The organism is Bradyrhizobium ingae (genome assembly GCF_055791185.1).
In genome coordinates this window covers 166,238-191,374 of sequence record NZ_JBVUBB010000006.1, presented here as the reverse complement: position 1 = coordinate 191,374, position 25,137 = coordinate 166,238, and the positions used below count along the sequence as shown (strand labels likewise).

The 25,137-nt window shown below is 64.5% G+C and carries 26 protein-coding genes and 1 riboswitch; of the genes, 12 read left to right on the top strand and 14 right to left on the bottom strand.

Annotation, left to right across the window (positions count from 1 at the left end; translation table 11 throughout):
• Positions 1-3 precede the first annotated feature (3 nt).
• The 7 genes from ACV1FX_RS11925 to ACV1FX_RS11895 all read right to left on the bottom strand — a co-directional run bounded on the left by ACV1FX_RS11925 (position 4) and on the right by ACV1FX_RS11895 (position 8,037).
• Positions 4-1,212, bottom strand: coding sequence for a vWA domain-containing protein (locus ACV1FX_RS11925; RefSeq protein ID WP_473117750.1), 1,209 nt, complete (start codon positions 1,210-1,212; stop codon positions 4-6).
• Positions 1,209-2,075 (bottom strand): AAA family ATPase, encoded by an 867-nt coding sequence (locus ACV1FX_RS11920; protein ID WP_473117749.1) that lies wholly within the window; start codon positions 2,073-2,075, stop codon positions 1,209-1,211. Before ACV1FX_RS11920 ends, ACV1FX_RS11925 begins: the two co-directional genes overlap by 4 nt.
• Before the next feature lie 100 nt (positions 2,076-2,175).
• Entirely contained in the window at positions 2,176-4,596 is a 2,421-nt protein-coding gene (locus ACV1FX_RS11915) for an aerobic carbon-monoxide dehydrogenase large subunit (RefSeq protein ID WP_473117748.1), read from the bottom strand.
• On the bottom strand, positions 4,593-5,093 hold the full coding sequence (locus tag ACV1FX_RS11910; RefSeq protein ID WP_473117747.1) for a (2Fe-2S)-binding protein: 501 nt from the start codon (positions 5,091-5,093) through the stop codon (positions 4,593-4,595). Before ACV1FX_RS11910 ends, ACV1FX_RS11915 begins: the two co-directional genes overlap by 4 nt.
• 11 nt (positions 5,094-5,104) lie before the next feature.
• Positions 5,105-5,968, bottom strand: coding sequence for an FAD binding domain-containing protein (locus ACV1FX_RS11905; protein WP_473117746.1), 864 nt, complete (start codon positions 5,966-5,968; stop codon positions 5,105-5,107).
• A gap of 202 nt (positions 5,969-6,170) precedes the next feature.
• Complete coding sequence (locus ACV1FX_RS11900; RefSeq protein ID WP_473117745.1) at positions 6,171-7,373, bottom strand: MHYT domain-containing protein; 1,203 nt, start codon at positions 7,371-7,373, stop codon at positions 6,171-6,173.
• A gap of 100 nt (positions 7,374-7,473) precedes the next feature.
• Positions 7,474-8,037 carry a 6,7-dimethyl-8-ribityllumazine synthase gene (locus tag ACV1FX_RS11895; RefSeq protein ID WP_473117744.1) on the bottom strand — a complete coding sequence of 188 codons (564 nt, stop codon included), beginning with the start codon at positions 8,035-8,037 and terminating at the stop codon, positions 7,474-7,476.
• Between the two features lie 79 nt (positions 8,038-8,116).
• Positions 8,117-8,268: riboswitch (FMN riboswitch) on the bottom strand.
• A 401-nt stretch (positions 8,269-8,669) separates the two neighbouring features.
• On the opposite strand from ACV1FX_RS11895, the gene ACV1FX_RS11890 reads away from it, so the two are divergent.
• Positions 8,670-9,170 (top strand): type III secretion system chaperone family protein, encoded by a 501-nt coding sequence (locus tag ACV1FX_RS11890; protein ID WP_473117743.1) that lies wholly within the window; start codon positions 8,670-8,672, stop codon positions 9,168-9,170.
• A 224-nt stretch (positions 9,171-9,394) separates the two neighbouring features.
• Positions 9,395-10,222 (top strand): pyrroline-5-carboxylate reductase, encoded by an 828-nt coding sequence (gene proC / locus ACV1FX_RS11885; protein WP_473117742.1) that lies wholly within the window; start codon positions 9,395-9,397, stop codon positions 10,220-10,222.
• Between the two features lie 149 nt (positions 10,223-10,371).
• Here the strand turns inward: proC and ACV1FX_RS11880 are convergent, their stop codons facing one another.
• The 4 genes from ACV1FX_RS11880 to ACV1FX_RS11865 form a co-directional block, all read right to left on the bottom strand.
• Complete coding sequence (locus ACV1FX_RS11880) at positions 10,372-10,767, bottom strand: thioesterase family protein (protein WP_473117741.1); 396 nt, start codon at positions 10,765-10,767, stop codon at positions 10,372-10,374.
• Positions 10,768-10,963: 196 nt separating this feature from the next.
• A complete protein-coding gene (locus ACV1FX_RS11875) occupies positions 10,964-11,167 on the bottom strand; it encodes a tautomerase family protein (protein WP_024340452.1) in 204 nt (67 codons plus the stop codon).
• A 118-nt stretch (positions 11,168-11,285) separates the two neighbouring features.
• Positions 11,286-12,851: a histidine--tRNA ligase gene (gene hisS, locus ACV1FX_RS11870; RefSeq protein WP_473117740.1), complete on the bottom strand. Its 1,566-nt coding sequence runs from the start codon at positions 12,849-12,851 to the stop codon at positions 11,286-11,288.
• 212 nt (positions 12,852-13,063) lie between these two features.
• Positions 13,064-14,146 carry a branched-chain amino acid aminotransferase gene (locus ACV1FX_RS11865; RefSeq protein ID WP_473117739.1) on the bottom strand — a complete coding sequence of 361 codons (1,083 nt, stop codon included), beginning with the start codon at positions 14,144-14,146 and terminating at the stop codon, positions 13,064-13,066.
• Positions 14,147-14,489: 343 nt separating this feature from the next.
• Between ACV1FX_RS11865 and ACV1FX_RS11860 the strand changes: the two genes are divergently transcribed.
• Genes ACV1FX_RS11860 through ACV1FX_RS11850 form a run of 3 tightly spaced genes read left to right on the top strand, consistent with a single transcriptional unit; the run spans position 14,490 to position 17,166 of the window.
• Positions 14,490-15,032, top strand: coding sequence for a MarR family winged helix-turn-helix transcriptional regulator (locus ACV1FX_RS11860; RefSeq protein WP_473117738.1), 543 nt, complete (start codon positions 14,490-14,492; stop codon positions 15,030-15,032).
• The gene (locus ACV1FX_RS11855; RefSeq protein WP_254110903.1) at positions 15,029-15,757 is read left to right on the top strand and encodes a response regulator; all 729 of its coding nucleotides are present in this window, start codon (positions 15,029-15,031) and stop codon (positions 15,755-15,757) included. Before ACV1FX_RS11860 ends, ACV1FX_RS11855 begins: the two co-directional genes overlap by 4 nt.
• A 20-nt stretch (positions 15,758-15,777) precedes the next feature.
• A complete protein-coding gene (locus ACV1FX_RS11850; RefSeq protein WP_473117737.1) occupies positions 15,778-17,166 on the top strand; it encodes an ATP-binding protein in 1,389 nt (462 codons plus the stop codon).
• A gap of 220 nt (positions 17,167-17,386) precedes the next feature.
• On the opposite strand, the gene ACV1FX_RS11845 is transcribed toward ACV1FX_RS11850, so the two are convergent.
• Together ACV1FX_RS11845 and ACV1FX_RS11840 are read right to left on the bottom strand one after the other, a co-directional pair.
• Positions 17,387-17,923 carry a DUF3617 domain-containing protein gene (locus ACV1FX_RS11845; protein WP_473117736.1) on the bottom strand — a complete coding sequence of 179 codons (537 nt, stop codon included), beginning with the start codon at positions 17,921-17,923 and terminating at the stop codon, positions 17,387-17,389.
• 37 nt (positions 17,924-17,960) lie between these two features.
• Positions 17,961-18,266, bottom strand: coding sequence for a hypothetical protein (locus ACV1FX_RS11840; protein ID WP_473117735.1), 306 nt, complete (start codon positions 18,264-18,266; stop codon positions 17,961-17,963).
• Positions 18,267-18,447: 181 nt separating this feature from the next.
• Here ACV1FX_RS11840 and ACV1FX_RS11835 point away from each other — a divergent pair, with 181 nt between their 5' ends.
• The 4 genes from ACV1FX_RS11835 (at position 18,448) to ACV1FX_RS11820 (ending at position 21,164) form a co-directional block, all read left to right on the top strand.
• Positions 18,448-18,915 (top strand): hypothetical protein, encoded by a 468-nt coding sequence (locus ACV1FX_RS11835; protein WP_473117734.1) that lies wholly within the window; start codon positions 18,448-18,450, stop codon positions 18,913-18,915.
• Positions 18,916-19,019: 104 nt separating this feature from the next.
• Positions 19,020-19,712: a ribonuclease T2 family protein gene (locus ACV1FX_RS11830; RefSeq protein WP_473117733.1), complete on the top strand. Its 693-nt coding sequence runs from the start codon at positions 19,020-19,022 to the stop codon at positions 19,710-19,712.
• 125 nt (positions 19,713-19,837) lie between these two features.
• A complete protein-coding gene (locus ACV1FX_RS11825; protein WP_473117732.1) occupies positions 19,838-20,698 on the top strand; it encodes a 23S rRNA (adenine(2030)-N(6))-methyltransferase RlmJ in 861 nt (286 codons plus the stop codon).
• 250 nt (positions 20,699-20,948) lie between these two features.
• Complete coding sequence (locus tag ACV1FX_RS11820) at positions 20,949-21,164, top strand: cold-shock protein (protein ID WP_027523068.1); 216 nt, start codon at positions 20,949-20,951, stop codon at positions 21,162-21,164.
• Between the two features lie 72 nt (positions 21,165-21,236).
• Here ACV1FX_RS11820 and ACV1FX_RS11815 read toward each other — a convergent pair whose 3' ends face one another.
• Positions 21,237-21,860, bottom strand: coding sequence for an outer membrane protein (locus tag ACV1FX_RS11815; protein WP_473117731.1), 624 nt, complete (start codon positions 21,858-21,860; stop codon positions 21,237-21,239).
• Between the two features lie 254 nt (positions 21,861-22,114).
• Between ACV1FX_RS11815 and uvrC the strand changes: the two genes are divergently transcribed.
• From uvrC to moaD, 3 genes are all read left to right on the top strand, one after another.
• Positions 22,115-24,175, top strand: a complete 2,061-nt coding sequence (uvrC, locus tag ACV1FX_RS11810) for an excinuclease ABC subunit UvrC (protein WP_473117730.1) — start codon at positions 22,115-22,117, stop codon at positions 24,173-24,175.
• Positions 24,176-24,270: 95 nt separating this feature from the next.
• Positions 24,271-24,888 carry a CDP-diacylglycerol--glycerol-3-phosphate 3-phosphatidyltransferase gene (pgsA, locus tag ACV1FX_RS11805; RefSeq protein WP_473117729.1) on the top strand — a complete coding sequence of 206 codons (618 nt, stop codon included), beginning with the start codon at positions 24,271-24,273 and terminating at the stop codon, positions 24,886-24,888.
• Complete coding sequence (gene moaD / locus ACV1FX_RS11800; protein WP_027523064.1) at positions 24,885-25,136, top strand: molybdopterin converting factor subunit 1; 252 nt, start codon at positions 24,885-24,887, stop codon at positions 25,134-25,136. The genes pgsA and moaD overlap by 4 nt, the downstream gene beginning before the upstream one ends.
• Position 25,137 lies beyond the last annotated feature (1 nt).

The following is a 25,137-nucleotide window of genomic DNA, read 5'->3' as shown; positions in this document are numbered from 1 at the left end:
TCCTCATAGCTTCGCCAGATAGGGTTCGAGCGCGCGCAGGCTTTGCAGCGAATCTGCGGGCGCATGGAGATCGACATGCGGCAGCGCCGCCCTTATGCCTCTCGCCTCTGACGTGTAGCCTTCCCAGGCCATCATCGGATTAAGCCAGACGATGCGACGACAACGCCGGTGCAGCGCCGCCATTTCTCGTCCGAGCAGCACGGCATCGCCGGTCTCGTAGCCATCGGACACGATCATCACGCAGCTCCGCGAATGGATGACGCGTGCCGCGTGCCACCGATTGAAGGTCTGCAGGCTCTCGCCGATCTTCGTGCCGCCGCCCGCGCCCTGCGCCATGATCGAGAGACGGTCGAGCGCGCGGCCGGCGTCTTTCTCCTTCATCGCGCCGGAGACGTAGGCAAGACGCGTGTGGAATAGAAACGCCTCGGCCTCGCGGAACTCGTCGAGTACACCGTGGATGAAGCGCAGGAACACGGACGTGTAGGCGCTCATCGAGCCCGACGCATCGAGCAGAACGATCAGCCGCAGCGGCTTGTCCTTGCGCTGCCGTTTCACCAGGCTGATCGGAACGCCGCCATGGCTGATGTTGCGGTGGATGGTGCGGCGAAGATCGAGCCTGTAGCCGCGTCGCCGCGCGAGCTCGCGCCGCGTCAGGCGCGTACGCATCACCCTTGCGAGCTGCGCTGCGGCTTCATGGGCCTGTGCGACCTGGTCGGGATCGCTGAGCTTGCGGAAGTCGACCTCGGCGAGATTTTCGGCGCGCGAGGCGCCTTCCATCCGTCCCTCGCTGCCGCGGCCATCGGGCGCATCGTCGGGTGAGGAAACCTGATCAGTCAGCGATTGCCGGCCGCCCTGCTCCATTGTCTTGTCCTGCAAGCTCTTGAGCGACGGGCCGCTCGCGCCTTGGGCTGCGCCGAGCGTCCGCGATCGCGAGCGGACGCGCTTGCCGAGCCAGAATGCGTCGAACAGGCCGTCGAACTTGTCCCAGTCGGATTTGCGTGCCGAAAACAGATGCTTGAACGCGGAGCGCAGGAGGCCGGGACGCGCGGCATAGCCGGCAGACATCAGCGCCGCCGCATCCTGCCCCTCCGCAAGCCCGACCCGGAAGCCCGCGTCACGCAAGGTGCGCAGGAAAGCCGCCAGCCTGGCGGAGACAAGCCGGGAGACCTCGCTGAGGTCATCGAATTCGGGGCTCGCGCCGCAGCAGCTCATGCGACCCTCCCGAGCAGGCGCTGCGTCACCTCGCGCGTGACACGCGCGCGGTCCTCATGCGTCTTCAAGAGACAGATCAACGTCTCGTGCACGGTCTCGGGCGCGTCGTGGAGCTCGCGAATGTCGAGGCCGACGAGCGCGGCCGCCCAATCCAACGTCTCCGCGACACCCGGCACCTTCCGCAATTCCTCCTTGCGGACACCTTCGACCATGCGCGCGATCTGGAGCGACAGCGACGGGCTTGCGCCGGCGATCCGCGCCATGATGATGCGGGCCTCGCGATCGACGTCGGGATAATCGACGTAGTGATAGAGACAGCGCCGGCGCAGCGCATCGGAGAGCTCGCGCGTGCCGTTCGAGGTCAGCACCACCTGCGGGACGGTGATGGCGAAGATGGTGCCAAGCTCGGGGATCGAGACCTGGAAGTCGGACAACAGCTCCAGCAGGAACGCTTCGAACTCGTCGTCGGCGCGGTCGATCTCGTCGATCAGCAGCACCGGCGCCTGCGCGCGTCGGATGGCGGCGAGCAGCGGGCGCTCCAGCAGGTATTTCTCCGAGAATATCTGGTCCTCGATGCTATCCGTGCCGCGATGCGCCTGGATCGCCAGCAACTGGCGCTGGTAGTTCCATTCATAGAGCGCGGAGGATTGGTCGAGGCCCTCATAGCATTGCAGGCGGATCAGCTCGGTCGCATGCACCTTGGCGAGCGCCTTCGCCACCTCCGTCTTGCCGACGCCCGCCTCGCCTTCCAGCAGCAGCGGCCGCCGCAACAATTGCATCAGCGAGATCGCGGTCGCAAGTTCCGCGTCGGCGATGTAACCCGACGCAGCCAGCGCTTGCGCGATCTCGTCTCGGCCTTTCATGCTCCCTCCGTCGTTCCGCGGCGGTCCGCAGGACCGAACCCGGAACCTCGAGATTCCGGGTGCGATGCTTCGCATCGCCCGGGAATGACGAACCAACCCATTACGCCACCGCCCCGAGCTGCTTCGCCGCTTTCCAGTTGCGCCAGAAGTCGTGCGGCATCTGGATGTGCGTGCTCCCCAAGAACGAGAACGCATCGTTGACGGCATTGGAGAAAGCCGGCACGCCGCCGACATTCGGGCTCTCGCCGACGCCCTTGGCGCCTATGGGGTGATGCGGCGACGGCGTGACGGTGAAGTCGGTCTCCCAATGCGGCGTCTCGACCGCGGTCGGCATGAAGAAGTCCATGAACGAGCCGGTGACAACGTTGCCGGTGTCGTCGTAGCGGATCTCCTGCCCCATCGCGATCGCGAAGGCCTCGGTGAGGCCACCATGCACCTGGCCCTCGATGATCATCGGGTTGATGCGGGTGCCGCAATCATCGAGCGCATAGAAGCGCCGGACCATGTACACGCCGGTATCGACGTCGATGTCCATCACGCAGAGATAGGCGCCGAACGGGTAGGTCATGTTGGGTGGATCGTAATAGGAGACCGCCTCGAGCCCCGGCTCCATGCCCGGCGGCACCGAGTTATACGCCGCCCAGCAGATATCCTTCATCGACATGAACCTCTCCGGCAAGCCCTTCACCCGGAAGCCGTCGATGTCCCATTCGAGATCGTCCTCATGGACCTCGAGCTTGTAGGCCGCGATCATCTGCGCCTTGGCCTTGATCTTGCGCGCCGCCATGGCAATCGCAGCCCCCGCGACCGGCGTGGAGCGCGAGCCGTAGGTGCCGAGCCCGTAAGGCGCGGTGTCGGTGTTGCCCTCCTCGACCTGGATGTTGTCGGCGGGAATGCCGATCTCAGTCGCGATGATCTGAGCCCAGGTGGTCTCGTGGCCCTGGCCCTGGCTCTTGGTCCCCATGCGCGCGATGCCGGCACCGGTCGGATGCATGCGGATCTCGCAGGAGTCGAACATGGCGATGCCGAGGATGTCGCAATTCTTCGACGGACCGGCGCCGACGATCTCGGTGAAGAACGAGACGCCCAGGCCCATGATCTCGCGCGTCTCGCCGCGCTTGAACGCTGCACGCTTGTCCGCCTGCTCTTTCCGGAGCGCGGCGTAACCGGTCGTCTCCATCATCTTGCGCATGGCGGTGTGATAGTCGCCGGAATCATATTCCCAGCCCAGAGCCGAGTGATAGGGGAACTGCTCCGGCTTGATGAAGTTCTTCAGCCGCAGCTCGGCGGGATCCATGCCGAGCTTCTGCGCCAAAATGTCCATGGCGCGCTCGATGCAGTAGGCCGCCTCCGTGACTCGGAACGAGCAGCGATAAGCGACGCCGCCCGGCGCCTTGTTGGTGTAGACGCCATCGACGGAAAGATGCGCCGTCGGGAAGTCGTAGGAGCCCGTGACGATATTGAAAAATCCCGCCGGCCATTTCGAGGGGTCGGCGCAGGCGTCGAACGCGCCGTGATCGGCGAGCACGTGGACGCGAAGACCGGCGACCTTGCCGTCCCTGGTCGCGGCGATCTCGATCGTCATGTGATAGTCGCGTGCAAACGAGGTCGCGGTCAGATTCTCGATGCGATCCTCGACCCACTTCACCGGCTTGCCGGTGACGATGGAGGCGACGGCCGCGCAGATATAACCGGGATAGGCGCCGACCTTGTTGCCGAAGCCGCCGCCGATGTCGGGCGAGATCACGTGGATCTTCTGCTCCGGCAATTTCGCGATCAGCGACACCACCGTGCGGATCACGTGCGGGGCCTGGAAGGTGCCCCAGATCGTCAACTCACCCTTGATCTTGTCGAACGAGCAGACGCACTGGCAGGTCTCGAGCGGCGAGGGATGGGTGCGGTGGTAGGAGATCATCTCCTTGATCGTCACCTCGGCCTTCTTGAAGGCGGCGTCGGTCAATTCCCTGTCACCGACACTCCACTCGAAAATATGATTATGGTGCTTGCGCGGACCGTGTGCGCCCGTTGTCTTGCCGGCGAGGTCGTCGCGCAGGACCGGCGCATCCGGCGCCATCGCCTTGAAGGGATCGATCAGCGGCGGCAGTGGTTCGTACTCGACGACCACCTTGTTGACGCCGTCGTCGGCAGCATAGCGGTCGGTCGCGACCACGAAGGCGACCTCCTGGTTCTGGAACAGCACCTTGCCGTCGGCCAAGACCATCTGCACGTCGCCGGCAAGCGTCGGCATCCAGGCGAGGTTGACCGTCTTCAGCGTCTCGGCGGTGATGACCGCGAGCACGCCGGGGACTTTCAGCGCCTCGCTGTCGTCGATTTTCTTGACGCGCGCATGCGCGTGCGGCGAGCGCACGAAATCGCCGTGCAGCATGCCCGGCAATTTCACGTCGTCGACGTAATTGCCCTTGCCCTGGGTGAAGCGGATGTCCTCGACGCGCTTGCGCTTGCAGCCCATGCCTTCGAGCGCGGCCGTGCGTTGTTCCCGCGTGGGAGTCAAGTCGTTCATTCCGCGGCCTCCTTGAATTCGATGCCGTTGAGCTTCGCAGCGGCGTATTGAATCGCCCTGACGATGTTCTGGTAGCCGGTGCAGCGGCAGATGTTGCCGGAGATGCCCATTCGGATTTCCTCTTCGGAGGGCGAGGGATTCTCCTTCAGCAGGCGGTGCGCCCGCATGATCATGCCGGGCGTGCAGAAGCCGCATTGCAGGCCGTGCATCATGCGGAAACCTTCCTGCAACGCGGACAACGAACCGTCGGCATTGGCCATGCCCTCGATCGTCGTGATGTCGCTGCCATCGGCCTGGATCGCGAACATGGTGCAGGACTTCACCGACATGCCGTCGATATCAACGGTGCAGGCGCCGCAATGGGTGGTCTCGCAGCCGATATGGGTGCCGGTCATCCCGAGGTTCTCGCGAATGAAATGCACCAGCAGCGTCCGCGGCTCGACGAGGCCTTCGACCTCGGCGCCGTTCACCTTCATGGTCACATGCGTTTTCGCCATTCGTCCCTCCCCTAGCGCGCGCGGCTTGCGGCGCGTTGCAGCGCCCGCATCACCATGATGCCGCCGACATGCTTTCGGTATTCGACGGGCCCGCGGGCGTCCGCGGCCGGCGACATGATCGCTTGCGCCGCAGCAGCCGCGCTCTTCAACGCGGCCGCGTCGAGGCTGGTGCCGATGACGGCTTTCGCGGCGTCAGCGGCGAGGAGCGGCGTCTCGTGGACATTGGTGAGCCCGATCGCGCAGCTTGCGACCTTGCCGCCCGCCATGGTCAGCACGACGGCTGCGGCCGCGGTCGCGTAGTCGCCGACCTTGCGCTTGAGCTTTTCATAGGCGTAGCCGTGGCCCGCAGCGGGTACGGGGATCGAAACCGATGTCAGGATCTCGCCGGGCTCGAGCGCGGTGAAATAGGCGCCCTGGTAGAAATCGGCTGCCTTGACCTCGCGGAGGCCATTCGGGCCTTCGAGATGATAGGTCGCGCCCAGTGTGAGCATCAGCGCCGGCATGTCGTTGCCGGGATCGCCATTGGCGACATTGCCGCCGATCGTGCCGCGGTAGCGCACCTGCGGATCGGCGATCAGAAGCGCGGCCTCGTGCAGGATCGGCACCGACCGCGCGACCTCCTCGGAGGCGAGCAGATCATGCTGGGTGCTCATCGCGCCGATGACGAGGCTATCGCCGTCGCGGCGGATGCCCTTGAGGCCGGCGATGCCGTGGAGGTCGACCAGATGAGCGGGGCTGGCAAGCCTGAGCTTCATCATCGGCACGAGGCTGTGGCCGCCGGCCAGCGGCCGCGCGTCCTCGCCGAGATCGGACAACAGTTTGACGGCGTCGGCAACGCTTGCCGGCCGGTGATAGCTGAATGCGCCGGGGATCATCGTCTCCTCCCAATCGTCCTTGCGCGCCGTGGCGCGGACGTTGGGCGGGACCGTCTTCCTGGGCGAAGCGGACCGCAATGGTTGGGGCACAAAGAGGGGATTTTCGCACGAAATGCGGACTGGAACGCACGAATTGCGTCAGCTTGTGCGACCTTCCTCTCCTCCCTCTTCCCGCAGGAGCGAAGAGGGAGTGAGACAGTCGTTACGCGTGGCGCCGCGTCGCCAGCCCCAACCTCGCCTTCACCTCGGCAATCTTGGCCCGGCTCACGGGCACACGGTGGGGGGACGGGCCGTCGAGCTCAAGAACGGCGCCGTCGCCCTCCCTGCGGACGAGGGCGACGTGGGGGATGCAGACGATGTGGCTGCGGTGCACCCGGAGAAACAGACTCGGATCAAGCTGCGCCTCGGCCTCCGAGATCGACCATGGGCACATTCTTTCGCGGGTGCCGTCATGCACCCGCGTGTAGTGGGCATCGGCGCGGAGGCTACGGACGTCGGCGGTATCGATGAAGTGCGTGCCGTCGGCTCCTTCCACCGGCAGGCGCGGGACGGGCGCCGCGCGCGGCGGCTGGCCGACGCCGCCGAGCGGCGCAAATACCGGCCGCGGCAATGTCGCCGCGAGAGCCGTTGCGGCCAATGCGACTGCCGGAGCGGAGGGATCGCCGGCCATGGCAGGCACCAGCGTCTGCCGGCGCGGATCCGGCACCAGCGACAGCAGGAAGCCGGCGGCGATCACGAAGCAAAGCACGGCGACCACGATCGAGAGGATTTGTTGCGACGCCGCAAGGCTGTCGCCGAGATGCTGATGCACTTCACCCGTGAGCGGCAAGAAATGCATGCCGTGCATGGCGGTGTAATGCATGCCGGACACTGCGACGCCGAAGGCGATCGCGCTCACGATCAGGCGAAGGCCTTCCTGCTGCGCCAGGAAGGCACGCAGGCCGCCATAGGCGGTGACGATCGCGACCACGACCGAGAGCAATACCATTGACCCGTCATGCGTGATGACGAACGGCCCGGAAAGCCCGTGGATGCCGACATAATGCATGCTGCTGATGCCGACGCCGAGCAGCACGGCCGAGGACACCACCCGCTTCAGCGACGGCTCGCCGATCGACACGAAGAACAGCGATATGCCGACCACCAGCGCGCAGATCAGGAACGAGATGATGGTGGGCAGTACGAGATAGACGGTGTCCGGCGGCAGCGGCGCTGCCAGCATGCCGACGAAATGCATGGTCCAGATGCCGACGGCCAGAAATGCCGCCGCGCCCGCAAGCAGCACGCGATTGCTGACGCCCGCGGTGTTGCGGATGCGCGCGGCAAGCGCAAAGCCGGTATAGCCGCCCAGGCTCGCGATCGCCACGGAGAGCGCGACGAGATAGGGATCGTGTCCTTCGAACATGACCTTGCCGGCCGCTCCGTCTCCACGGAGCGCCTCCTCCCGCCGCCGAGTTTATCAACGCGGCGGCGGAAATGACAATCAGCGGCCTGTGAGACGAAGGTTATACGATCCCCGCCGCGACCTGGCCGCGCAGCCGCTCCAGGCCGTGCAGCGTGTTGGCGCAGGCTTCCGCAACCTCGACACCCTTGATCGCAAAGTGCCTGCGGAAGAAATCGTAGTGCACCTCGGTCTCGTGGAATTGCTGTGGCGTCAGCACGGCGGAGAACACCGGCACCTCTGTGCGCAATTGCACATCCATCAGCGCCTTGATCACGGTGTCGGCGACGAACTCGTGACGGTAGATGCCGCCGTCGACGACGAGGCCGGCCGCGACGATCGCGGTGTAGCGTCGTGTCTTGGCGAGGATCTGCGCGTGCAGCGGGATCTCGAACGAGCCCGGCACCTGGAACACGTCGACATGGGTGAGATGCCGCGCCTCGGCCTCCCTCAGGAAGGCGAAGCGCGCCTCTTGCACGACGTCGTGATGCCAGCAGGCCTCGACGAAGGCGACCCGCTGCGGCTTTGCGAAGCGCGAATGCTCGCGCACGGAAGGCTCGGGTGGAACCGGAGGAGGCGGGGCTTGCTGGGAAGTTTCGACTTGCGGATCTTGCAACATCTGATTCATGGCTTTCCTCACTTCAAGGACCAGAATCAGGGCATACGGAACGACAAACGGCCGCATCCTCGCGATGCGGACCGCCACCGACCGTTCTCTTTCATCCGGACTTTAACCGTCGGCTTCGGAGTTGCACCGAATCTGCTGACCCTTCCCCTTTTGCGGAGGAAGGCGCTCGCGGGCTTGGACCTTACGGCCCTTACCGCCGGTGGGGACTTTCACCCCGCCCTGAGAACATCAGCCGTTCGGGATGAACGGCCTGATTGAAATATGACGCCGCGGAACGGCTGCAGCAAGCATCTTCCGCATGGGGAAACAGCATGGTCCCATGCCGACAGAGCGGCCCGGCGGGCCCATGGAACGGAATTTGAGACGCCATTAACGATTGGCGCGCCGGTTGCTCAATCCGATTCCGATTTGTTCTCAAATTAATAATTGTGACCGAGATGAGCTGTGGACGAGCCTGCCCGAGCTTGTGGACGGACTCGCGACGGAGTTGCGCAGATTCCGCAAATCACATCAGTTGATCCCCGACAGGCCCGCGCGATCCGAAGGGATCGCCGTTAGCGACGTTAAGGGAGCGCGCGCCGGGCCAACCGCGTGCGTATCAAGACAACAATAAGGCAAGAGGTCGAGACGGCATGTCCCTGCTCGAAAGCAATATCGATTCCCGCAGCCACCCGCTCTCGGTGGTGGAGGACATCGCCGCAAGCAACAACTGGGCGTTCGAACGTTCCGGCGACGACGAGATCACCATCGTCTCGAAGGGACAGTGGACCGACTATCAGCTCTCCTTCACCTGGATGGGCGAGATCGAGGCGCTGCATCTCGCCTGCGCGTTCGACATGAAGATTCCTGTTGCGCGGCGCCCTGAGGTGCAGCGGCTCGTCGCCGCCATCAACGAGCAATTGTGGGTCGGGCATTTCGATCTGTGGACCCACACCGGCATGATCATGCACCGCCAAGCCCTGGTGCTGCCGGGCGGACTGACCGCCTCGACCGCGCAATGCGAGGCCATGCTCGCCGGCGCCATTCACGGCTGCGAGCGCTATTTCCCCGCGTTCCAGTTCGTGGTGTGGGCGGGCAAATCGACCACCGAGGCAATGGACGCCGCGATGTTCGACACGGCCGGCGAGGCGTAACTTCGTCTCCGATGCGGTGAGGGAGCCGCGGCTCCCTCCTCATCGTCGCCCGGACAAGCGAAGCGCAGATCCGGGGCCCATACCGCGTGATTTCGCTTGGTTTCACGATGCTTGTTGCTCTGCTCTTCATCCACTAGAACTTCTTGTGGTTATGCGACGAGCGCAGGCGCTCGCGCGGGGGTCCTGGCTTTCGCCAGGACGACATCGAGTGAGTGGTAGCAGCGATGGCCAACGACAGCACATTGAAGAACATCACCGGCACCATTCTCCTCGCCGGCGCAGGCAAGATGGGCGGCGCGATGCTGACCGGGTGGCTGGCGCAGGGTCTCGATCCGCGCCGCGTCGCGGTGATCGAGCCGCATCTGTCGCCCGAGATCAGCGCACTCGCCGCCAAGGGCGTCGTGCTCAATCCGGACGTGACGAGCGCCGGCAGCGTCGAGACGCTCGTCGTCGCGGTCAAGCCGCAATCCTTCCGCGAGGCCGGTGCGAAGCTGAAGCCATATGTTGCCGCGGGCACCTCCGTGGTCTCGATCATGGCGGGAACCACGATCGCCTCGCTGCAAGAGGTCTGCGGCGGCGCCGTGGTGCGCGCGATGCCGAACACGCCGGCCGCGATTGGTCGCGGCATCACGGTCGCGGTGGCCGCAAACAATGTCAGCGACAAGCAGCGCGCGGTGGCCGACGCGTTGCTCCGCGCCACCGGCTCGGTCGAATGGGTCGATGACGAGAATCTGATGGATGCGGTCACGGCCGTGTCCGGCTCGGGCCCTGCTTACGTCTTCCTGCTCGCCGAAGAGCTCGCGCGCGCCGGCGTCGAAGCCGGCCTGCCGGAGGCGCTCGCGATCAGGCTCGCGCGCGAGACCGTGTCAGGCGCCGGCGAGCTGTTGCACCGCTCGGAGCTTGCATCCAGCACGCTGCGCCAGAACGTCACCTCGCCCGGCGGCACCACGGCCGCAGCCCTCGAGGTGCTGATGGGCGAGCCCGGCCTGCGCGAGCTGATGATCCGCGCGATTGCCGCGGCGGCAATGCGATCGAAAGAGCTCGCCAAGTAGCGCGGTGCCGTAGGGTGGGCAAAGGCGCGGAGCGCCGTGCCCACCACCTCTCCACGTGTGCGACAGAAGTGGTGGGTACGCTTCCGCCTTCGCTCTGCGAGCTACCGCGAACAAGTCGCTTTGCCCACCCTACGATGTCTGGCCTGCGGCTACGTCGCGCCGAGCCGCTTGTTGAACATCTCGACATTGACGAGCCCGCGGGCATGGCGGCCTTCGCCGAGCTTGCGCGCGCCCTCGAACGCCTCGACCTCGAAGCGGATCACGCGACGCTCGACCGCGACAACCTTCGCAGTGGTCCGCACCGTCGCGCCTACGAGGCTTGCCGCGAGATGGCGGATGTCGACCTCCGTGCCGACCGTGACCCAGCCCGGCTGAAGTGCGCTGCGGATCGCGTCACCCGACGTCATCTCCATCTCCAGGATCATCATCGGTGTCGCATAGACCATCGGCATGCCCGGCACGAAGTGTCCGACGGTGCGCTCCGCGGGCACAACCAGGGTGCGCTCCGCATTCATGCCGATCTTGATGAACTCGCGTGCATCCATGGATTAACCTGCTTCGCTGTCGTCCCGGACAAGCGAAGCGCAGATCCGGGACCCATAATCACAGGATCGAGTTTTGCGAAGGCTGGCAATTCACAGTTTGCGCCCACAACCACTCCCTGTGGTTATGGGTCCTGCCTTTCGCCAGGACGACGGCTGTGATTGCTGCTGCGGCTGTGCCTACCCGCACGAACCGAGACTATTTCTTCGCCGCGGCCGCGCGCTCCACGAAGGTCTTGCCACCTTTCATCTTGTGGCGAAGCGGAGCTTCGTTGATCTGGATGACGACGGCTTCCGCATCGACGCCGAGATTCTTCACCAGCGCCTGCGTGATGTCGCGCATCATGCCGGCCTTCTGTTCGTCGGTACGGCCTTCGGCCATGCTGATGGTGATCTCAGGCATCTTGTTCTCTCCCTTGCGGCCGGACACCGGCATGTCATTGCCGGACTTGACCCGGCGATCCATCATTTGAAAGATGGATGCGCGGGTCAAGCCCGCGCATGACGATTGGAATGAATAGCTAACCCCAGCTCACGTCATGGCGCGCGAGCACCTCGCGCACCTTCGCGACGAGGTCAGCCTCGCTGCACGAAAATTGAGCCGGGCGCGTTTCGCGCCATTCCTGGTTGGAGGCGATCGCAGCCGCGGCCTTGGCGCCTTCGATCAGATCCTTGATCTGCACCTCGCCGCGCGCCTTTTCATCCGAGCCCTGGATGATCACGCAAGGCGAATTGCGGCGATCGGCATATTTGAGCTGGTTGCCCATGTTCTTGGGATTGCCGAGATAAAGCTCGGCGCGGATGCCCGCAGTGCGCAAGGCGCTGACCATTTTCTGATAGTCGGCGACGCGGTCACGGTCGAACACGGTGACGACGACGGGTCCGAATTCGGGACGCGTGTCGAGCTTGCCGAGCAGCGTCAGCGCAGCCTGGAGCCGCGATACGCCGATCGAGAAACCGGTCGCCGGCACCGGCTCACCGCGGAAGCGCGAGACGAGGCCGTCATAACGGCCGCCGCCGCCGACCGAGCCGAAGCGAACCGGACGGCCCTTCTCGTCCTTGGTGTCGAGCAGGAGTTCGACCTCGTAGACGGGGCCGGTGTAGTATTCGAGGCCGCGGACGACGGAGGGGTCGATGCGGATCTGATCAACGCCATAGCCCGACTTGCGAAATAGAGTTCGCATGTATTCAAGTTCGTCCCACCCCTCCATGCAGATCGGTGATCCGGCGTAAAATGATCCTTGGTCTGGAATCAAAAACGCATCTTGATCAATATTCTGTGGGGCTAAGAATTCACTCCCCTTCCCGGAAGCTAGATCATTCGAAGTCTTAACAGCCATGTCGATAAACTCGACTAGTCGAGAGACCTGCTCGGGCAGCAACTCAGCGCCCTTCGTGTAATCTCCGCTTTCGTCCTTGCGACCGCTCCCCAACAGTTGCTTGACGCCCTCAACACCCAAGCGATCCAGCTTGTCGATCGCTCTCAGGACGATAAGGCGCTTGCCAGCATTCTCCACGCCTCCAAGGCCGACAACATCCAGCACCCCATCGAGCACCTTGCGGTTGTTCACCTTCACTACGTAGGAACCGCGCTCGATACCAAGCGCTTCCATTGTATCAGCCGCCATCATGCACATTTCGGCATCTGCGGCCGGTGTGGGGGCGCCGACCGTATCCGCGTCGAATTGCATGAACTGGCGGAAGCGGCCGGGGCCAGGCTTCTCGTTGCGGAAGACGTAGCCGGCGCGGTAGCTGCGATAGGGTTTTGGCAGCGTGTCGAAGTTCTCGGCGACGTAACGCGCGAGCGGCGCGGTCAGGTCGTAGCGCAAAGAGATCCACTGCTCGTCATCGTCCTGGAACGAGAACACGCCCTCGTTCGGGCGGTCCTGGTCCGGCAGGAATTTTCCGAGCGCGTCGGTATACTCCATGGCCGGCGTTTCCACCGGCTCGAAACCATAGAGCTCGTAGACGGCGCGGATCTTCTCGACCATCTGGCGCGTGGCCTTGATCGCGGCGGGATCGCGATCCTCCAGCCCGCGCGGCAGGCGCGCCTTCAGTTTCTGGGGTTTTTTGGGTTTTTCCTTCATGGCGGCGTGGCATCCGATGTACGCCGCGGGAACCCGGGCGGTATACCCTCTCCCCCTGTGGGAGAGGGTGGCTTCGCTTTAGCGAAGCCGGGTGAGGGGTTCTATCCGCGCGCTTAGCTTTACACCTCTAAGCGCGGATAGAACCCCTCATCCGGCGCTTCGCGCCACCTTCTCCCACAAGGGGAGAAGGGAAGATAGCCTGCCGCCGGCGATCAAAAGACCTTGCGGATCCAGTCGTGCGGGTCGTTGGTCCGGCCGTACTGGATGTCGACGAGCTGCTTGCGCAGCCCCATGGCGACCGGGCCGGCTGCGCCGCCGCTGATCAGGAAGTCGCCGCTCGCCGAGCACACCTTGCCGATCGGCGAGATGACGGCCGCCGTGCCGCAGGCGAAGGCTTCCTTCAGCCTGCCGCTGGCCGCATCCTTGCGCCACTGGTCGATCGCGTAGGGCTCCTCGCGCACCACCGTGCCAGCGTCCTTGGCGAGCGCGATGATGGAGTCGCGGGTGATGCCCGGCAAAATGGTGCCGAGCGGCGGGGTGACCAGCGAGCCGTCGTCGAACACGAAGAAGATGTTCATGCCGCCGAGCTCTTCGACATAGCGGCGCTCGACCGCATCGAGGAACACGACCTGATCGCAGCCGCGCTCGATGGCCTCGGCCTGCGCACGCAGGCTTGCGGCGTAGTTGCCGCCGCATTTCACGGCGCCGGTGCCGCCGACCGCCGCGCGCGTGTAGTTCTCCGACACCCAGATCGAGACCGGCGCAGGGCCGCCCTTGAAGTAGGAGCCGACCGGCGAGGCGATGACGGCAAAGATGTATTCCGCCGACGGCTTCACGCCGAGGAATATCTCATTGGCGATCATGAAGGGCCGCAAGTAAAGGCTGCCCTCGCCGCCTGGAATCCAGCTGCGGTCGATCCGCACGAGCTGCTCGACCGCCTCGATGAAGACGTCCTCGGGCAACGGCGCCATCGCCATGCGCTCGGCGGAACTCTTGAAGCGTCGCGCGTTGGCATCGGGGCGGAACAGGTTCACGCCGCCGTCGTCGCGCTTGTAGGCCTTCAGGCCCTCGAAGATCTCCTGGGCGTAGTGCAGCACGGCGCCGGCCGGATCGAGCTGGAAATTGCTGCGGGCTTCGACGCGCGCGCCATGCCAACCGCCCTGGGCCTGGCTGTAGCGAACCACGGCCATGTGGTCGGTGAAGACCCGGCCAAAGCCAGGGTTGGCAAGCTTTGCCGTGCGCTCCGTCTCGGAGGTCGCATTGGTGGCAGGCTGGATTTCGAATTTCAGACTCATTTTTCCCTTGCCTCCCGCTGTCGCAATCGGCGCACGGAATTGCGCCGGCCTGCCTCTTTCGGGCTTGATAAACTAACCAGGTCTGGACCCCGACCGTGACCAGCCTTGTTACGGCCGGTTTCCCGTGGCCAGCATGTCGCGACAGGACATGCTTTTGCGGAGGACGGAAGTCCAGTATGTTTTGCCGATATGCCGCTCGACAATCGCACGGTAGTTCTGGTCCGGTCGGCGCTGCCTGTCCGGCACTCCCCCGGCCGCTTTGGATAACGTCATCCCGAACGAAGTGATCTAAAATTTCGTCCGGATCGATCGTTTTGTAACATTGAACCAAAGATACGTCAATATGCCTGACATAAATTTAGCGAGCCCCTCCCCCGACGCTGCCGAAACCAAGCCGGCGGCCAGCGATGCGGGCAATTTGCGCTGGGATATCATCGAGCTCCTGTTCTTCGCCTATCGCGATTTCGTCGGCGATCCCGACCAGGAGCTGGAGGCGTTCGGCTTCGGCCGGGCCCATCACCGCGTCATGCATTTCGTCTACCGCTATCCCGGCCTCAAGGTCGCCGATCTCCTGGATGTCCTGCGCATCACCAAGCAGTCGCTCGGGCGCGTGCTCAAGCAGTTGCTCGATGAGGGCTACATCGTGCAGAAGACCGGCGATAACGACCGCCGTCAGCGCCTGCTCTATGCGACACCGAAGGGCGAGACGCTGGTGCAGAAGCTCGCCGGGCTCCAGACTACGCGAATCAACCGGGCGCTCGCCGAGATCGGCCCGCAGGACGCCGAGACCGTGAAACGCTTCCTGCGCGCCATGATCGACCGCGAGGATCCCGACAAGGTGCTGGAGACGATCTTCGCCACCGTCAACCAAGCCACAAAGGAGTGACCGTGCCGCTCGCTGCCACGCTCGCCCGTCCGCCGGTGGAGCCCGCCGACGACGCCCCTCATATCCTCCTCGTCGACGACGACCGCCGCATCCGCGATCTTCTGTCGCGCTTTCTCGCCGCCGAAGGCTACCGCGTCTCGACCGCAGCCAGCGCCGGCGATGCCCGCGCCAAGCTCATGGGCCTGCATTTCGATCTGCTGATCCTCGACGTCATGATGCCCGGCGAGACCGGCTTCGACCTCGCCCGCTTCATCCGGACATCATCCTCGGTGCCGATCGTGATGCTGACGGCCCGCCACGAGGCGGAAGCCCGTATCGAGGGCCTGCAGATCGGCGCCGACGACTATGTGGCGAAGCCGTTCGAGCCGCGCGAGCTTGCGCTGCGCATCAACAACATCCTCAAGCGTACCGCCCCGCCGCAGGTCACCACGATCGAGAAGATCGCGTTCGGCCCTTACGTGTTTCATCTCGATCGCGGCGAATTGCGCCAGGGCGAGGAGGTCATCCACCTGACCGACCGCGAGCGCGAGATGCTGCGCATCCTGGCAGACAGTCAGGGCGAGACGGTGCCGCGCGCCGCGCTGACCGGCAACGGCAGCGTCAACGAGCGCGCCGTCGACGTGCAGATCAACCGCCTGCGCCGCAAGATCGAGAATGACCCCGCCAATCCCCTGTTCCTCCAGGCGGTACGCGGCATCGGCTACCGGCTGGTAGCCTCGCCGTAAGCAGCAGTGAAGCGCGACCGATGAGCACGATCGACACCGGCCTGACGCTGCTGAGGAGCGCCGCCGACCGCGTCTCCGCGGCCAATGGCTGGATGGGCAATGCGTTCAAGGGGTGGATGCCGACCGGCCTCTATGCCCGCGCGCTCCTGATCATGATCGTGCCGATGGTGGTGCTGCAATCGGTCGTCGCCTTCGTGTTCATGGAGCGGCACTGGAACACGGTGACGCGAAGATTGTCGGCCGCGGTGGTGCAGGACATCGCCGCGCTGATCGACGTCTACAAGGGCTATCCGCAGGACAAGGATCGCGACCAGATCAGGCGCATCGCCCAGCAGCGCCTCGGCCTCGTGGTGGACTTCCTGCCCGCCGGCGACATGCCGCAGCCAGGGCCGAAGCCGTTCTTCTCGCTGCTCGACCAGACGCTCTCGGTGCAGCTCGGCCGCCAGATCGGGCGCCCGTTCTGGATCGACACGGTCGGCCGCTCCAACGTCGTCGAGATCCGCATTCAGCTCGACGACGCCATCATGCGCGTATTCGCGCAGCGCAGCGCAGCCTATGCTTCGAATTCGGAGATCTTCCTGTTCTGGATGGTCGGCACCTCGTCGATCCTGCTGATCGTCGCGGTCTTGTTCCTGCGCAACCAGATCAAACCGATCCTGAAGCTCGCCGACGCTGCGGAAAGCTTCGGCAAGGGCCGCGATGCGCCCAACTTCCGCCCGCGCGGCGCGCGGGAAGTGCGGCGCGCCGCAATGGCGTTCCTGGAGATGAAATCGCGCGTCGAGCGCTCGATCGAGCAGCGCACCGCGATGCTGGCCGGCGTCAGCCACGATCTGCGCACCATCCTGACCCGCTTCAAGCTCGAGCTGGCGTTGATCGGCGACAATCCCGAACTCGAGGGCATGCGCAAGGACGTCGACGAGATGTCGATGATGCTGGAGGACTACCTCGCCTTCGCGCGCGGCGATTCCGGCGAACAGTCGCAGCCGACCGACATGGCGCAGGCGCTCGAGGAATTGCGCAGCGATGCCGAGCGCCACGGCCACACCGCGACTGTCGCATTCAACGGCCTGCCCGTGGTGACGGTGAAGCCGGCCTCGTTCAAACGCTGTCTCGCCAACCTCGTCACCAACGCGGCACGCTACGGCAAGACGATCGCCATCACCGGCCAGCGCGATCACCGCTATCTCACCGTCACCATCGACGACGACGGGCCCGGCATCCCCACGCATCTGCGCGAGGAGGTGTTCAAGCCGTTTCTGCGACTGGACAACGCCCGCAACCAGGACGAAGGCGGCACCGGCCTGGGGCTGGCGATCGCCCGCGACATCGCGCGCTCGCATGGCGGCGACATCACGCTCGGCGACAGTCCGATGGGAGGCTTGCGGGCGAGCGTGAGGATACCGGTGTAGCCTTTCTTACCTCGCCCCGCTCGCGGGGAGAGCATAGGCCGCCTTCGGCGGCCGTTCGTAAGAGACGCCGAAGCAGAGCTTCGGCTATGTTCGATCGCAGATCGAATTCGGGTGACGGGGACGCGCCGCGAGTCCAACTCTGTCCGTGAATGCGGAAGCAGCCCCACACCCCAATCCTCTCAGCGCGAGCGAAGACACCGGCTGCGCTGCGGCCACCAACCTACTTCGGCAGCAGGTCCTTCAGCTTCGCGGCGTCCTTGACGTTCATCTTGAAGCCGCCGGGCATCACGATGTCGCCGGGCTTCTGGTCCGCCTTGCACGGGCCGAGCCATTTGGCCTCGATCGTCGTGGTCGCGTCTCGCCCCGCAGCGCCGGCAACGCCGCCCTGGATGTGCGCGGTGCTCTTCACCGTGTAGGCGGTGTTGAAGTCGCCGGTAATCTCGGCATGCGAGGTCGTGGTGGTGCCGGCGACGTTACAGACGGAATCGCTGACATAGCCGGTCGCGGTCTTCTGGATGTCCTGCTTGGCGCAGATCTGCTTGGCCATCGGGGAGACGTTGTTGTTCATCTCCTTGTCGACGTTCTCGTCGGTGCAGTGCTGCATGGTCATTTCCGGCATCGCCCCGCCGGACCGGAGCATCTTCATCTCCCAGAGGCCGGCCTTGCGCACCGGCAGATCCACCGCATGTGCAGCCGTCGTCGCCGACATCGCGAGCGCGAGGAGGCTCGCGCAGAAAACTACAGGCTGTCGCGTCATGCGCCACGCTCCCGATCGTCGCTTGCGGTCTAATGGATCAGTATAGCGTGCGCAGCGGCTGTTCGGCTGCGCCATACGGCACCCAACGGCAGGCGAAGGAAATGTAGCCGCCGTCATAAGGCTGCACGGCGAGGAATTTCACCACCTTGCCGTAACGGGCGCAGTGGTCGACTGCGATCTGCCGCGCATCGACCTGCGTCGCCATCGAATAGGCGATGATGCCGCCGGTGTCGTTGCCCTTGAACGGCGGCACCGGAAGGATGTCGGCGCGCGCGGGCGCGCCCGCCAGCAATCCCGAGACAACCAGGCTGGCAAGAAGGCTCGCGGCCGCAATGATTCGCATTCCCGTCACTCCGTTTGGCTGGCGTCATTTTACGGTGCCGCGGACGCGCTGAAAAGAACGGAACGCCCGCCGGACACGAGGTTGCGTGCAACTCGTCGCCGAGTGTTGCCGCGCTGCACTTGACCTCTCCCCACCTTCGCGGCACGGTCCGATGCTTGCAACCATGTCTCCTGGATTGCCCATGCGCGACCTCGCCACCTCCCTGAAATCGCTCCGCTTTGCCGCGGTATTCGGCCTCATTCTGGGGGCGCTGTCGCTGACCGAGGCCAAGGCCGCCAATCCGCTGGAGCTGAACTTCTGGCTGGATGGGCCGCGCTATGACGGCCGCGTCGCCGATTGCGACAAGGCGCTGCCGACGATCGCCACCCAGTTCTGGGAGAAGGAAAGCTCGTTCTGGAATTCGTCGTTGAAGATCACGGGCTTCGCCGGCATCCACGAAACCGCCTTCCGGCCCTGGCAGTCCGACAACATCCCGCGCCGCTATTGCACGGGCGAGGCCATGCTCAGCGACGGCAAGGTGCGCAAGGTGCATTTCTCGATCATCGAGGACGGCGGCTTTGCCGGCTTCGGCCAGGGCGTCGAATGGTGCGTGGTCGGCCTCGACCGCAACTGGGCCTACAATCCGGTCTGCCGGGCGGCAAATCCCTGATCTGGGCGAATCGTCGCGCCAAAGCGGGCGGCGCCAATTTTGTTCTTGAAATGTTCTCGCTGGCTGCTAGGCTCTTTTGCACAGTCTAGTTGAAGGGCGTCGCCATGTTTTATTCCAGATTGCATTCCCTGTCCCGTTTCCTGATCTCCCTTGCGCTCACCGCAAGCTTCGTTGCGCTCGCAGGCAGCGCGGTGGCGCAGGACAGGCGGCAGAATGCGCCCGGCGAATTCGATTTCTACGTGCTGTCGCTGTCGTGGTCGCCGTCGTTCTGCGAGGAGGCAGCCGAGCGCGGCGGCCGCTCCCAGATCCAGTGCGGCGGACGGCCCTACGCCTTCGTGGTGCACGGGCTGTGGCCGCAATATGAGAACGGTTTTCCGGAATATTGCCAGCGGCCGGCGCCGCGGCTGAACCGCAACATCGTCTCCTCCATGCTCGACCTGATGCCGGCACCAGGACTGATCTTCAACGAATGGGACAAGCACGGCACCTGCTCGGGGCTGTCGGACCGCAACTACTTCGAGACCATCCGGAAAGCGCGCGCTGTCATCAAGATTCCGGCCGAGTATCTCGATCTGTCGCAGGCCAAGACCGTGGCGCCCGCCGATGTCGAGGAGGCCTTCATCAAGGCTAATCCGGGGCTGAGCAGCTCGGCCGTTTCGGTGACGTGCAACCGGACACGGCTGTCGGAGGTGCGCATCTGCCTGAACAAGGACCTGCAATTCCGCTCCTGTGAGGAGCTCGACCGCCGCGCCTGCCGCCGAGACCAGGTGACGATGCCGCCGATCCGCGGCGGGTAGTTGGACTCAAGTTGCCGTCATGCCCGGCTTTGCGCCGAGATGAAGCGCGTGGATGGCCGGGACAAGCCCGGCCATGACGGGTAGAAGATGCTGCGCATCCTCTCCAACGAGCTGCAGATCTTCCGATGAACTACCGTCACGCCTTTCATGCCGGCAGCTTTGCCGACGTCATCAAGCACATCGTGCTGGCGCGCATCCTGACCTACCTCCAGGACAAGCCGGCCGCATTCCGCGTCATCGACACCCATGCCGGCGCCGGCCTCTACGACCTCGAGGGCGACGAGGCACGGCGCGGCGGCGAATGGCTGACCGGCATTGCCCGCATCATGCAGGCACGCCTGTCCAACGAGGTCGCCGCTCTCACAAAGCCCTATCTCGACATCGTCCGCGCCTTCAATCCGCGCGGCGAATTGAAGACCTATCCCGGATCGCCGCTGATCGCACGTGGACTGTTGCGGCCGCAGGATCGTCTCGTCGCCTGCGAGCTCGAGCCGAAAGCGCGCAAGGCGCTGATCGATGTGCTGCGCCGCGACACACAGGCCCGCGTCGTCGATCTCGACGGCTGGATCGCGCTACCGGCTTTCGTGCCGCCGAAAGAGCGGCGCGGTCTGGTGCTGATCGACCCGCCCTTCGAGGCCAAGAACGAATTCGAAAGGCTCGGAGAAGCCTTCTCGGCAGCGTTCGCCAAGTGGCCGACCGGCATCTATGTGATCTGGTATCCCGCCAAGTCCAGGCGTGCCACCGATGCGCTCGTGCAAGCGGTGGCACAGGCCGCAGCCGCGGCCAAACCTCAGGGCAAATGCCTGCGGCTCGAATTCAGCGTCGCACCGCAAAGTACCGAGGCACCACTCGCCACGACAGGGCTTCTGATCGTCAACCCACCCTTTACGCTGCAGAGCGAACTCAAGACCATCTTGCCGGAGCTTGAAAAGCCGCTCGGCCAGGGTGGCGCGGCACGCTTTCGCCTGGAGGTACCAAAGCCCTAAAGTAGTACACCTATTGGGAAAACTATGCATGAACGGTAGTCAATCTGCAAAGAACCGTATTATGCTGTGTCCAGTGACTGGCTTTACGTTCCGCTTCCGCGAATGGTTGCGGCGGAGTGAAGGCCTCAGAAGGATCCAGGCGGACTGACACGTCCGTCCAAGGGTGGCCAGCTCCCGGGCTCGTATGTCCGGTCATGCCGAGATGCGTGTCTGCATCACGGCGGAGGAGCAATGCGGGGGAGGAGTCCCGATGGCCATGACGGGCACGGTTAAGTTTTTCAACGGCGAGCGCGGTTACGGTTTCATCAAGCCGGACGATGGCGGTCGCGACGTCTTCGTTCACATCACCGCGGTGGAGCGGGCGGGACTGAAGGACCTCACCGAAGGACAGCGCATCACTTTCGAAGTCGAGCCGGACAAGAAGGGCAAGGGACCGAAGGCGGTCAACCTGGTGATCCTCTCTTAGGCGAAGACTGACGCAAAAAAATCCCGGCCGCGAGGCCGGGAGGTTTAGGTCCGGTATTTTCTTCTTTAGCTATCAGAAGTGATAGTTCACGCCTGCGCGCACGACGCTGGCGCTATAGCCGTTGGATACGCCGGTGATCGCGAACTGGCTCGAGGACAGATCGAGGAAGAGATATTCGATCTTGGCGCTCCAGTTTTGCGCGATGCCGAACTCGGCGCCGACACCTGCGGTCCAGCCCAGCGTGGTGTGCGATTCCGACCAGCCAAAAGTCTCCGCACGCAGCTCACCGAAGGCAAGACCGGCCGTGCCGTAGAACAGGATGTTGTTGAAGGCGTAGCCGCCGCGGCCCCGCACCGTGCCGAACCAGGGATTGGAGAACTTCCACGGCGCGAACGTATCGTCGGCGCCGGTCGCCTGGATATCGCCTTCCACGCCGAACACCCACGGGCCATTCTGGAAATTGTAGCCGGCCTGGATGCCGCCGACGAAGCCGGCCGGGTTGGCGGGATTGTTGCTCACCGAGCCCCATTCGTAGCCGAGATTTGCGCCGAGATACGGCCCGGCCCAGCTATAGGCATTGAGCGGCTGGTTGACGGTATAGGGCGCACGCTGCCCGTAATTCAGATCGGCGGCCTCTGCCGAAGCGCTCCAGCCCGCGGCAACCAGAGCCGCAGCGCCCAAAACGAGCCCCTTCATCACACTCTCCAACGCAACTGCCGCAAGGCCATCGCCGTCCGCTTGCGCCGCCGCGCAAGGCAAAACCGCATGGTTACGGAACCAAGAACTTTTCGCGTAGGATTTATCGAGAGTTTTAAGTTAAAGGGTTGTTAAGCGCGGTTACCGCCCGCTTAACAGTCTTAAGGAAGCGTTACCGGGAACACCGCGCGAGGGACCGCTCTGCCGGCCCGGTGAAACTTCAAATCGGCACGCCCAGCGCCTAAATTCGCATTATGGACCACGATTCCTCCGACACCCCGGACACCGCACGCGCGCGGAAGCTGCGGCACGGCACATTGCCGGACGTCTCGCCGCAGGAGCAGGCCGCGCCCGACGTCGATCCTGCGACGAGTGGCGGCGACGACGAGGACGAGGCGCGGCTGCCGGACATCCTGGAAGAGAGCGGCGCGGTCGGCGAAGGCCCGCTTGCGACCGGACATGACGCCATCGAGCGCGCGGTGCGGCTCGCCCCCACCTCGGCGGGCGTCTACCGCATGCTCAATGCAAACAACGACGTGCTCTATGTCGGCAAGGCCAAGAACGTCAAAAAGCGCCTTTCCAACTACGCGCGCATCGGGGCGCCGCAGCCGGCGCGCATCCTGCGCATGATCGCGGCGACGGTCTCGGTCGAGATCGTCTCGACCACGACCGAGACCGAGGCGCTGCTGCTCGAAGCCAACCTCATCAAGCAGCTCCGGCCGCGCTTCAACGTGCAGCTCCGCGACGACAAATCGTTTCCCTACATCCTCATCACCGGCGACCATTGGGCGCCGCAGATCCTCAAGCACCGCGGCGCGCAGACCCGGCCCGGACGCTATTTCGGCCCGTTCGCCTCCGCGGGCGCCGTCAACCGCACCATCACCGCGCTGCAGCGCGCGTTCCTGATCCGCTCCTGCACCGATTCGTTTTTCGAAAGCCGCAGCCGGCCCTGCCTGTTGCACCAGATCCGCCGCTGCGCCGGTCCCTGCACCCGCGAGATCGACTTCCCGGGCTATGCGACGCTGGTGCGCGAAGCGACCGATTTCCTGTCCGGCAAGAGCCACGCCGTGAAGCAGGAGCTGGCGGGCGAGATGGAGAAGGCCTCGGGCGAGCTCGAATTCGAGCGCGCCGCGCTCTATCGCGACCGCCTCGCCGCGCTGTCGGCGATCCAGTCGCAGCAAGGCATCAATCCGCGCACCGTGGAAGAAGCCGACGTGTTCGCGATCCATCAGGAAGGCGGCTTCTCCTGTGTCGAGGTGTTCTTCTTCCGCACCGGGCAGAACTGGGGCAACCGGGCCTATTTCCCCCGCGCGGAGAAGACGTTCACGCCGGAAGAGGTGCTGGGCTCGTTCCTTGCGCAGTTCTACGACGACAAGCCGCCGCCGAAGCTTGTCCTGCTCTCGCATGAGATCGAAGAGAGCGAGCTTCTTGCCAACGCGCTGTCGATCAAGGCCGGCCACAAGGTCGAGGTCTCGACGCCCAAGCGCGGCGAGAAGAAGGAGCTCGTCACCCACGCGCTGACCAATGCGCGCGAGGCGCTGGGGCGGAAGCTCGCGGACACGGCGACGCAAGGCCGCCTGCTCGAAGCGATGGCATCGACCCTTGCCCTGCCCCATCCGCCGAAACGCATCGAGGTCTACGACAACAGCCATATCCAGGGCACCAACGCCGTCGGCGCCATGATCGTCGCGGGGCCCGACGGCTTCGTGAAGAACCAGTACCGCAAGTTCAACATCAAGTCGGAAGGGCTCACGCCCGGCGACGACTATGGGATGATGCGGGAGGTCCTGCAGCGCCGCTTCAAGCGGCTGCTCAGTCCGCCCGAAGAGACTGCGAAGACCAAGGACGACGACTTCCCGCAATGGCCCGACCTCGTGATCATCGATGGCGGCCGCGGCCAGCTGAACGCTATCCGCGAGATTTTCGAGAGCCTCGGTCTGACCCAGGTATCGCTGATGTCGGTCGCCAAGGGGCCGGACCGCGATGCCGGTCGCGAGACGCTGTTCATGCCCGGCCGCGAGGCCATCAAGCTGGAGCCGCGCGACCCCGTGCTCTATTTCATTCAGCGGCTGCGGGATGAGGCCCACCGATTCGTCATTGGTTCGCACCGCAAGCTGCGCAAGAAGGATATCCGCGAGGCCGGTTTGCAGGAGATCCCGGGCATCGGCCCGTCACGCAAACGTGCCTTGCTGCATCATTTCGGAACCCTGAAGGAGATCGAGCGGGCGTCGATCGCCGATCTCGGCAAGGTTCCGGGGGTGAGCGCGGAAAGCGCCCGCAAGATTTTCGAGTATTTCCATCCCCAGCCGGGGTGAACTAAAGGGGACGGGGTCATATGGTCGTCGCATCCCGCACCCCATTTGGGGAGGGGACGGTTGACCTGCAGGCACCAGCGGTATTGGTAGAACCAATGAACATCGCCACGACACGAGGGACGACCAGCCGCGCGATGTCCCTCCCGAACATCCTGACCTATGGCCGGATCGCCGCGATTCCGGTCGTGGTCGGGTGCATCTATGCGCAGTCGATCATGGACGGGCCGCTATGGCTGCGCTGGGTGGCGGTTGCCATCTTCATCGCGGCGGGGGTGACGGATTACCTCGACGGCTATTACGCGCGGATCTGGAACCAGCAGTCGGCCTTCGGCCGGATGCTCGACCCGATCGCCGACAAGCTCCTGGTCGCCTCTTGCCTTCTGATGCTGGCGGCCGACGGCATCATCCACGGCTGGTCGCTCTGGGCCGCCATCGTGATCCTCTGCCGCGAGATCCTGGTGTCGGGCCTGCGCGAATATCTGGCGGCGCTGCGCGTCAGCGTGCCCGTGACCAAGCTCGCCAAATGGAAGACGACGGTCCAGCTCGTCGCAATCGGCTTCCTGCTCGCGGGCGAGGCCGGCGATCAGGTGGTGCCGGTCGTGACCCAGATCGGCCTGCTCCTGCTGTGGGCGTCGGCGCTGCTGACCATGTACACCGGCTATGACTATTTCCGTGCCGGCATCCATCACCTCATCAAGGAGGATGAGGGATGAAGGTGAAGTATTTCGCCTGGGTGCGCGAGCGCATCGGCAAGGCCGAGGAGACGATCGAGCCGCCGGCCAGCGTGCGCACGATCGAGGAGCTGATCGCCTGGCTCTCCGGCCGGAGCGAAGCCTATGCCTATGCCTTCGAGAAGCCGAAGGTGATCCGCGCCGCAATCGACCACGCGCACGTCAAGCCGAATGCGGCGATCGCCGGCGCCCGCGAGATCGCCTTCTTCCCGCCGATGACCGGCGGCTAGC

What these genes read in the sequence shown, in the direction of transcription:
- ACV1FX_RS11920 (WP_473117749.1), bottom strand. Translation starts at nt 2,075, where the DNA reads ATGAAAGGCCGAGACGAGATCGCGCAAGCGCTGGCTGCGTCGGGTTAC.
- ACV1FX_RS11820 (WP_027523068.1), top strand. Translation starts at nt 20,949, where the DNA reads ATGGCCATGACGGGCACGGTTAAGTTTTTCAACGGCGAGCGCGGTTAC.
- ACV1FX_RS11915 (WP_473117748.1), bottom strand. Translation starts at nt 4,596, where the DNA reads ATGAACGACTTGACTCCCACGCGGGAACAACGCACGGCCGCGCTCGAA.
- ACV1FX_RS11845 (WP_473117736.1), bottom strand. Translation starts at nt 17,923, where the DNA reads ATGACGCGACAGCCTGTAGTTTTCTGCGCGAGCCTCCTCGCGCTCGCG.
- ACV1FX_RS11900 (WP_473117745.1), bottom strand. Translation starts at nt 7,373, where the DNA reads ATGTTCGAAGGACACGATCCCTATCTCGTCGCGCTCTCCGTGGCGATC.
- hisS (WP_473117740.1), bottom strand. Translation starts at nt 12,851, where the DNA reads ATGAAGGAAAAACCCAAAAAACCCCAGAAACTGAAGGCGCGCCTGCCG.
- ACV1FX_RS11850 (WP_473117737.1), top strand. Translation starts at nt 15,778, where the DNA reads ATGAGCACGATCGACACCGGCCTGACGCTGCTGAGGAGCGCCGCCGAC.
- ACV1FX_RS11880 (WP_473117741.1), bottom strand. Translation starts at nt 10,767, where the DNA reads ATGGATGCACGCGAGTTCATCAAGATCGGCATGAATGCGGAGCGCACC.
- pgsA (WP_473117729.1), top strand. Translation starts at nt 24,271, where the DNA reads ATGAACATCGCCACGACACGAGGGACGACCAGCCGCGCGATGTCCCTC.
- proC (WP_473117742.1), top strand. Translation starts at nt 9,395, where the DNA reads ATGGCCAACGACAGCACATTGAAGAACATCACCGGCACCATTCTCCTC.
- ACV1FX_RS11815 (WP_473117731.1), bottom strand. Translation starts at nt 21,860, where the DNA reads ATGAAGGGGCTCGTTTTGGGCGCTGCGGCTCTGGTTGCCGCGGGCTGG.
- ACV1FX_RS11910 (WP_473117747.1), bottom strand. Translation starts at nt 5,093, where the DNA reads ATGGCGAAAACGCATGTGACCATGAAGGTGAACGGCGCCGAGGTCGAA.
- ACV1FX_RS11830 (WP_473117733.1), top strand. Translation starts at nt 19,020, where the DNA reads ATGTTTTATTCCAGATTGCATTCCCTGTCCCGTTTCCTGATCTCCCTT.
- ACV1FX_RS11835 (WP_473117734.1), top strand. Translation starts at nt 18,448, where the DNA reads ATGCGCGACCTCGCCACCTCCCTGAAATCGCTCCGCTTTGCCGCGGTA.
- ACV1FX_RS11825 (WP_473117732.1), top strand. Translation starts at nt 19,838, where the DNA reads ATGAACTACCGTCACGCCTTTCATGCCGGCAGCTTTGCCGACGTCATC.
- ACV1FX_RS11860 (WP_473117738.1), top strand. Translation starts at nt 14,490, where the DNA reads ATGCCTGACATAAATTTAGCGAGCCCCTCCCCCGACGCTGCCGAAACC.
- ACV1FX_RS11865 (WP_473117739.1), bottom strand. Translation starts at nt 14,146, where the DNA reads ATGAGTCTGAAATTCGAAATCCAGCCTGCCACCAATGCGACCTCCGAG.
- ACV1FX_RS11875 (WP_024340452.1), bottom strand. Translation starts at nt 11,167, where the DNA reads ATGCCTGAGATCACCATCAGCATGGCCGAAGGCCGTACCGACGAACAG.
- ACV1FX_RS11840 (WP_473117735.1), bottom strand. Translation starts at nt 18,266, where the DNA reads ATGCGAATCATTGCGGCCGCGAGCCTTCTTGCCAGCCTGGTTGTCTCG.
- ACV1FX_RS11925 (WP_473117750.1), bottom strand. Translation starts at nt 1,212, where the DNA reads ATGAGCTGCTGCGGCGCGAGCCCCGAATTCGATGACCTCAGCGAGGTC.
- uvrC (WP_473117730.1), top strand. Translation starts at nt 22,115, where the DNA reads ATGGACCACGATTCCTCCGACACCCCGGACACCGCACGCGCGCGGAAG.
- ACV1FX_RS11895 (WP_473117744.1), bottom strand. Translation starts at nt 8,037, where the DNA reads ATGAATCAGATGTTGCAAGATCCGCAAGTCGAAACTTCCCAGCAAGCC.
- moaD (WP_027523064.1), top strand. Translation starts at nt 24,885, where the DNA reads ATGAAGGTGAAGTATTTCGCCTGGGTGCGCGAGCGCATCGGCAAGGCC.
- ACV1FX_RS11890 (WP_473117743.1), top strand. Translation starts at nt 8,670, where the DNA reads ATGTCCCTGCTCGAAAGCAATATCGATTCCCGCAGCCACCCGCTCTCG.
- ACV1FX_RS11905 (WP_473117746.1), bottom strand. Translation starts at nt 5,968, where the DNA reads ATGATCCCCGGCGCATTCAGCTATCACCGGCCGGCAAGCGTTGCCGAC.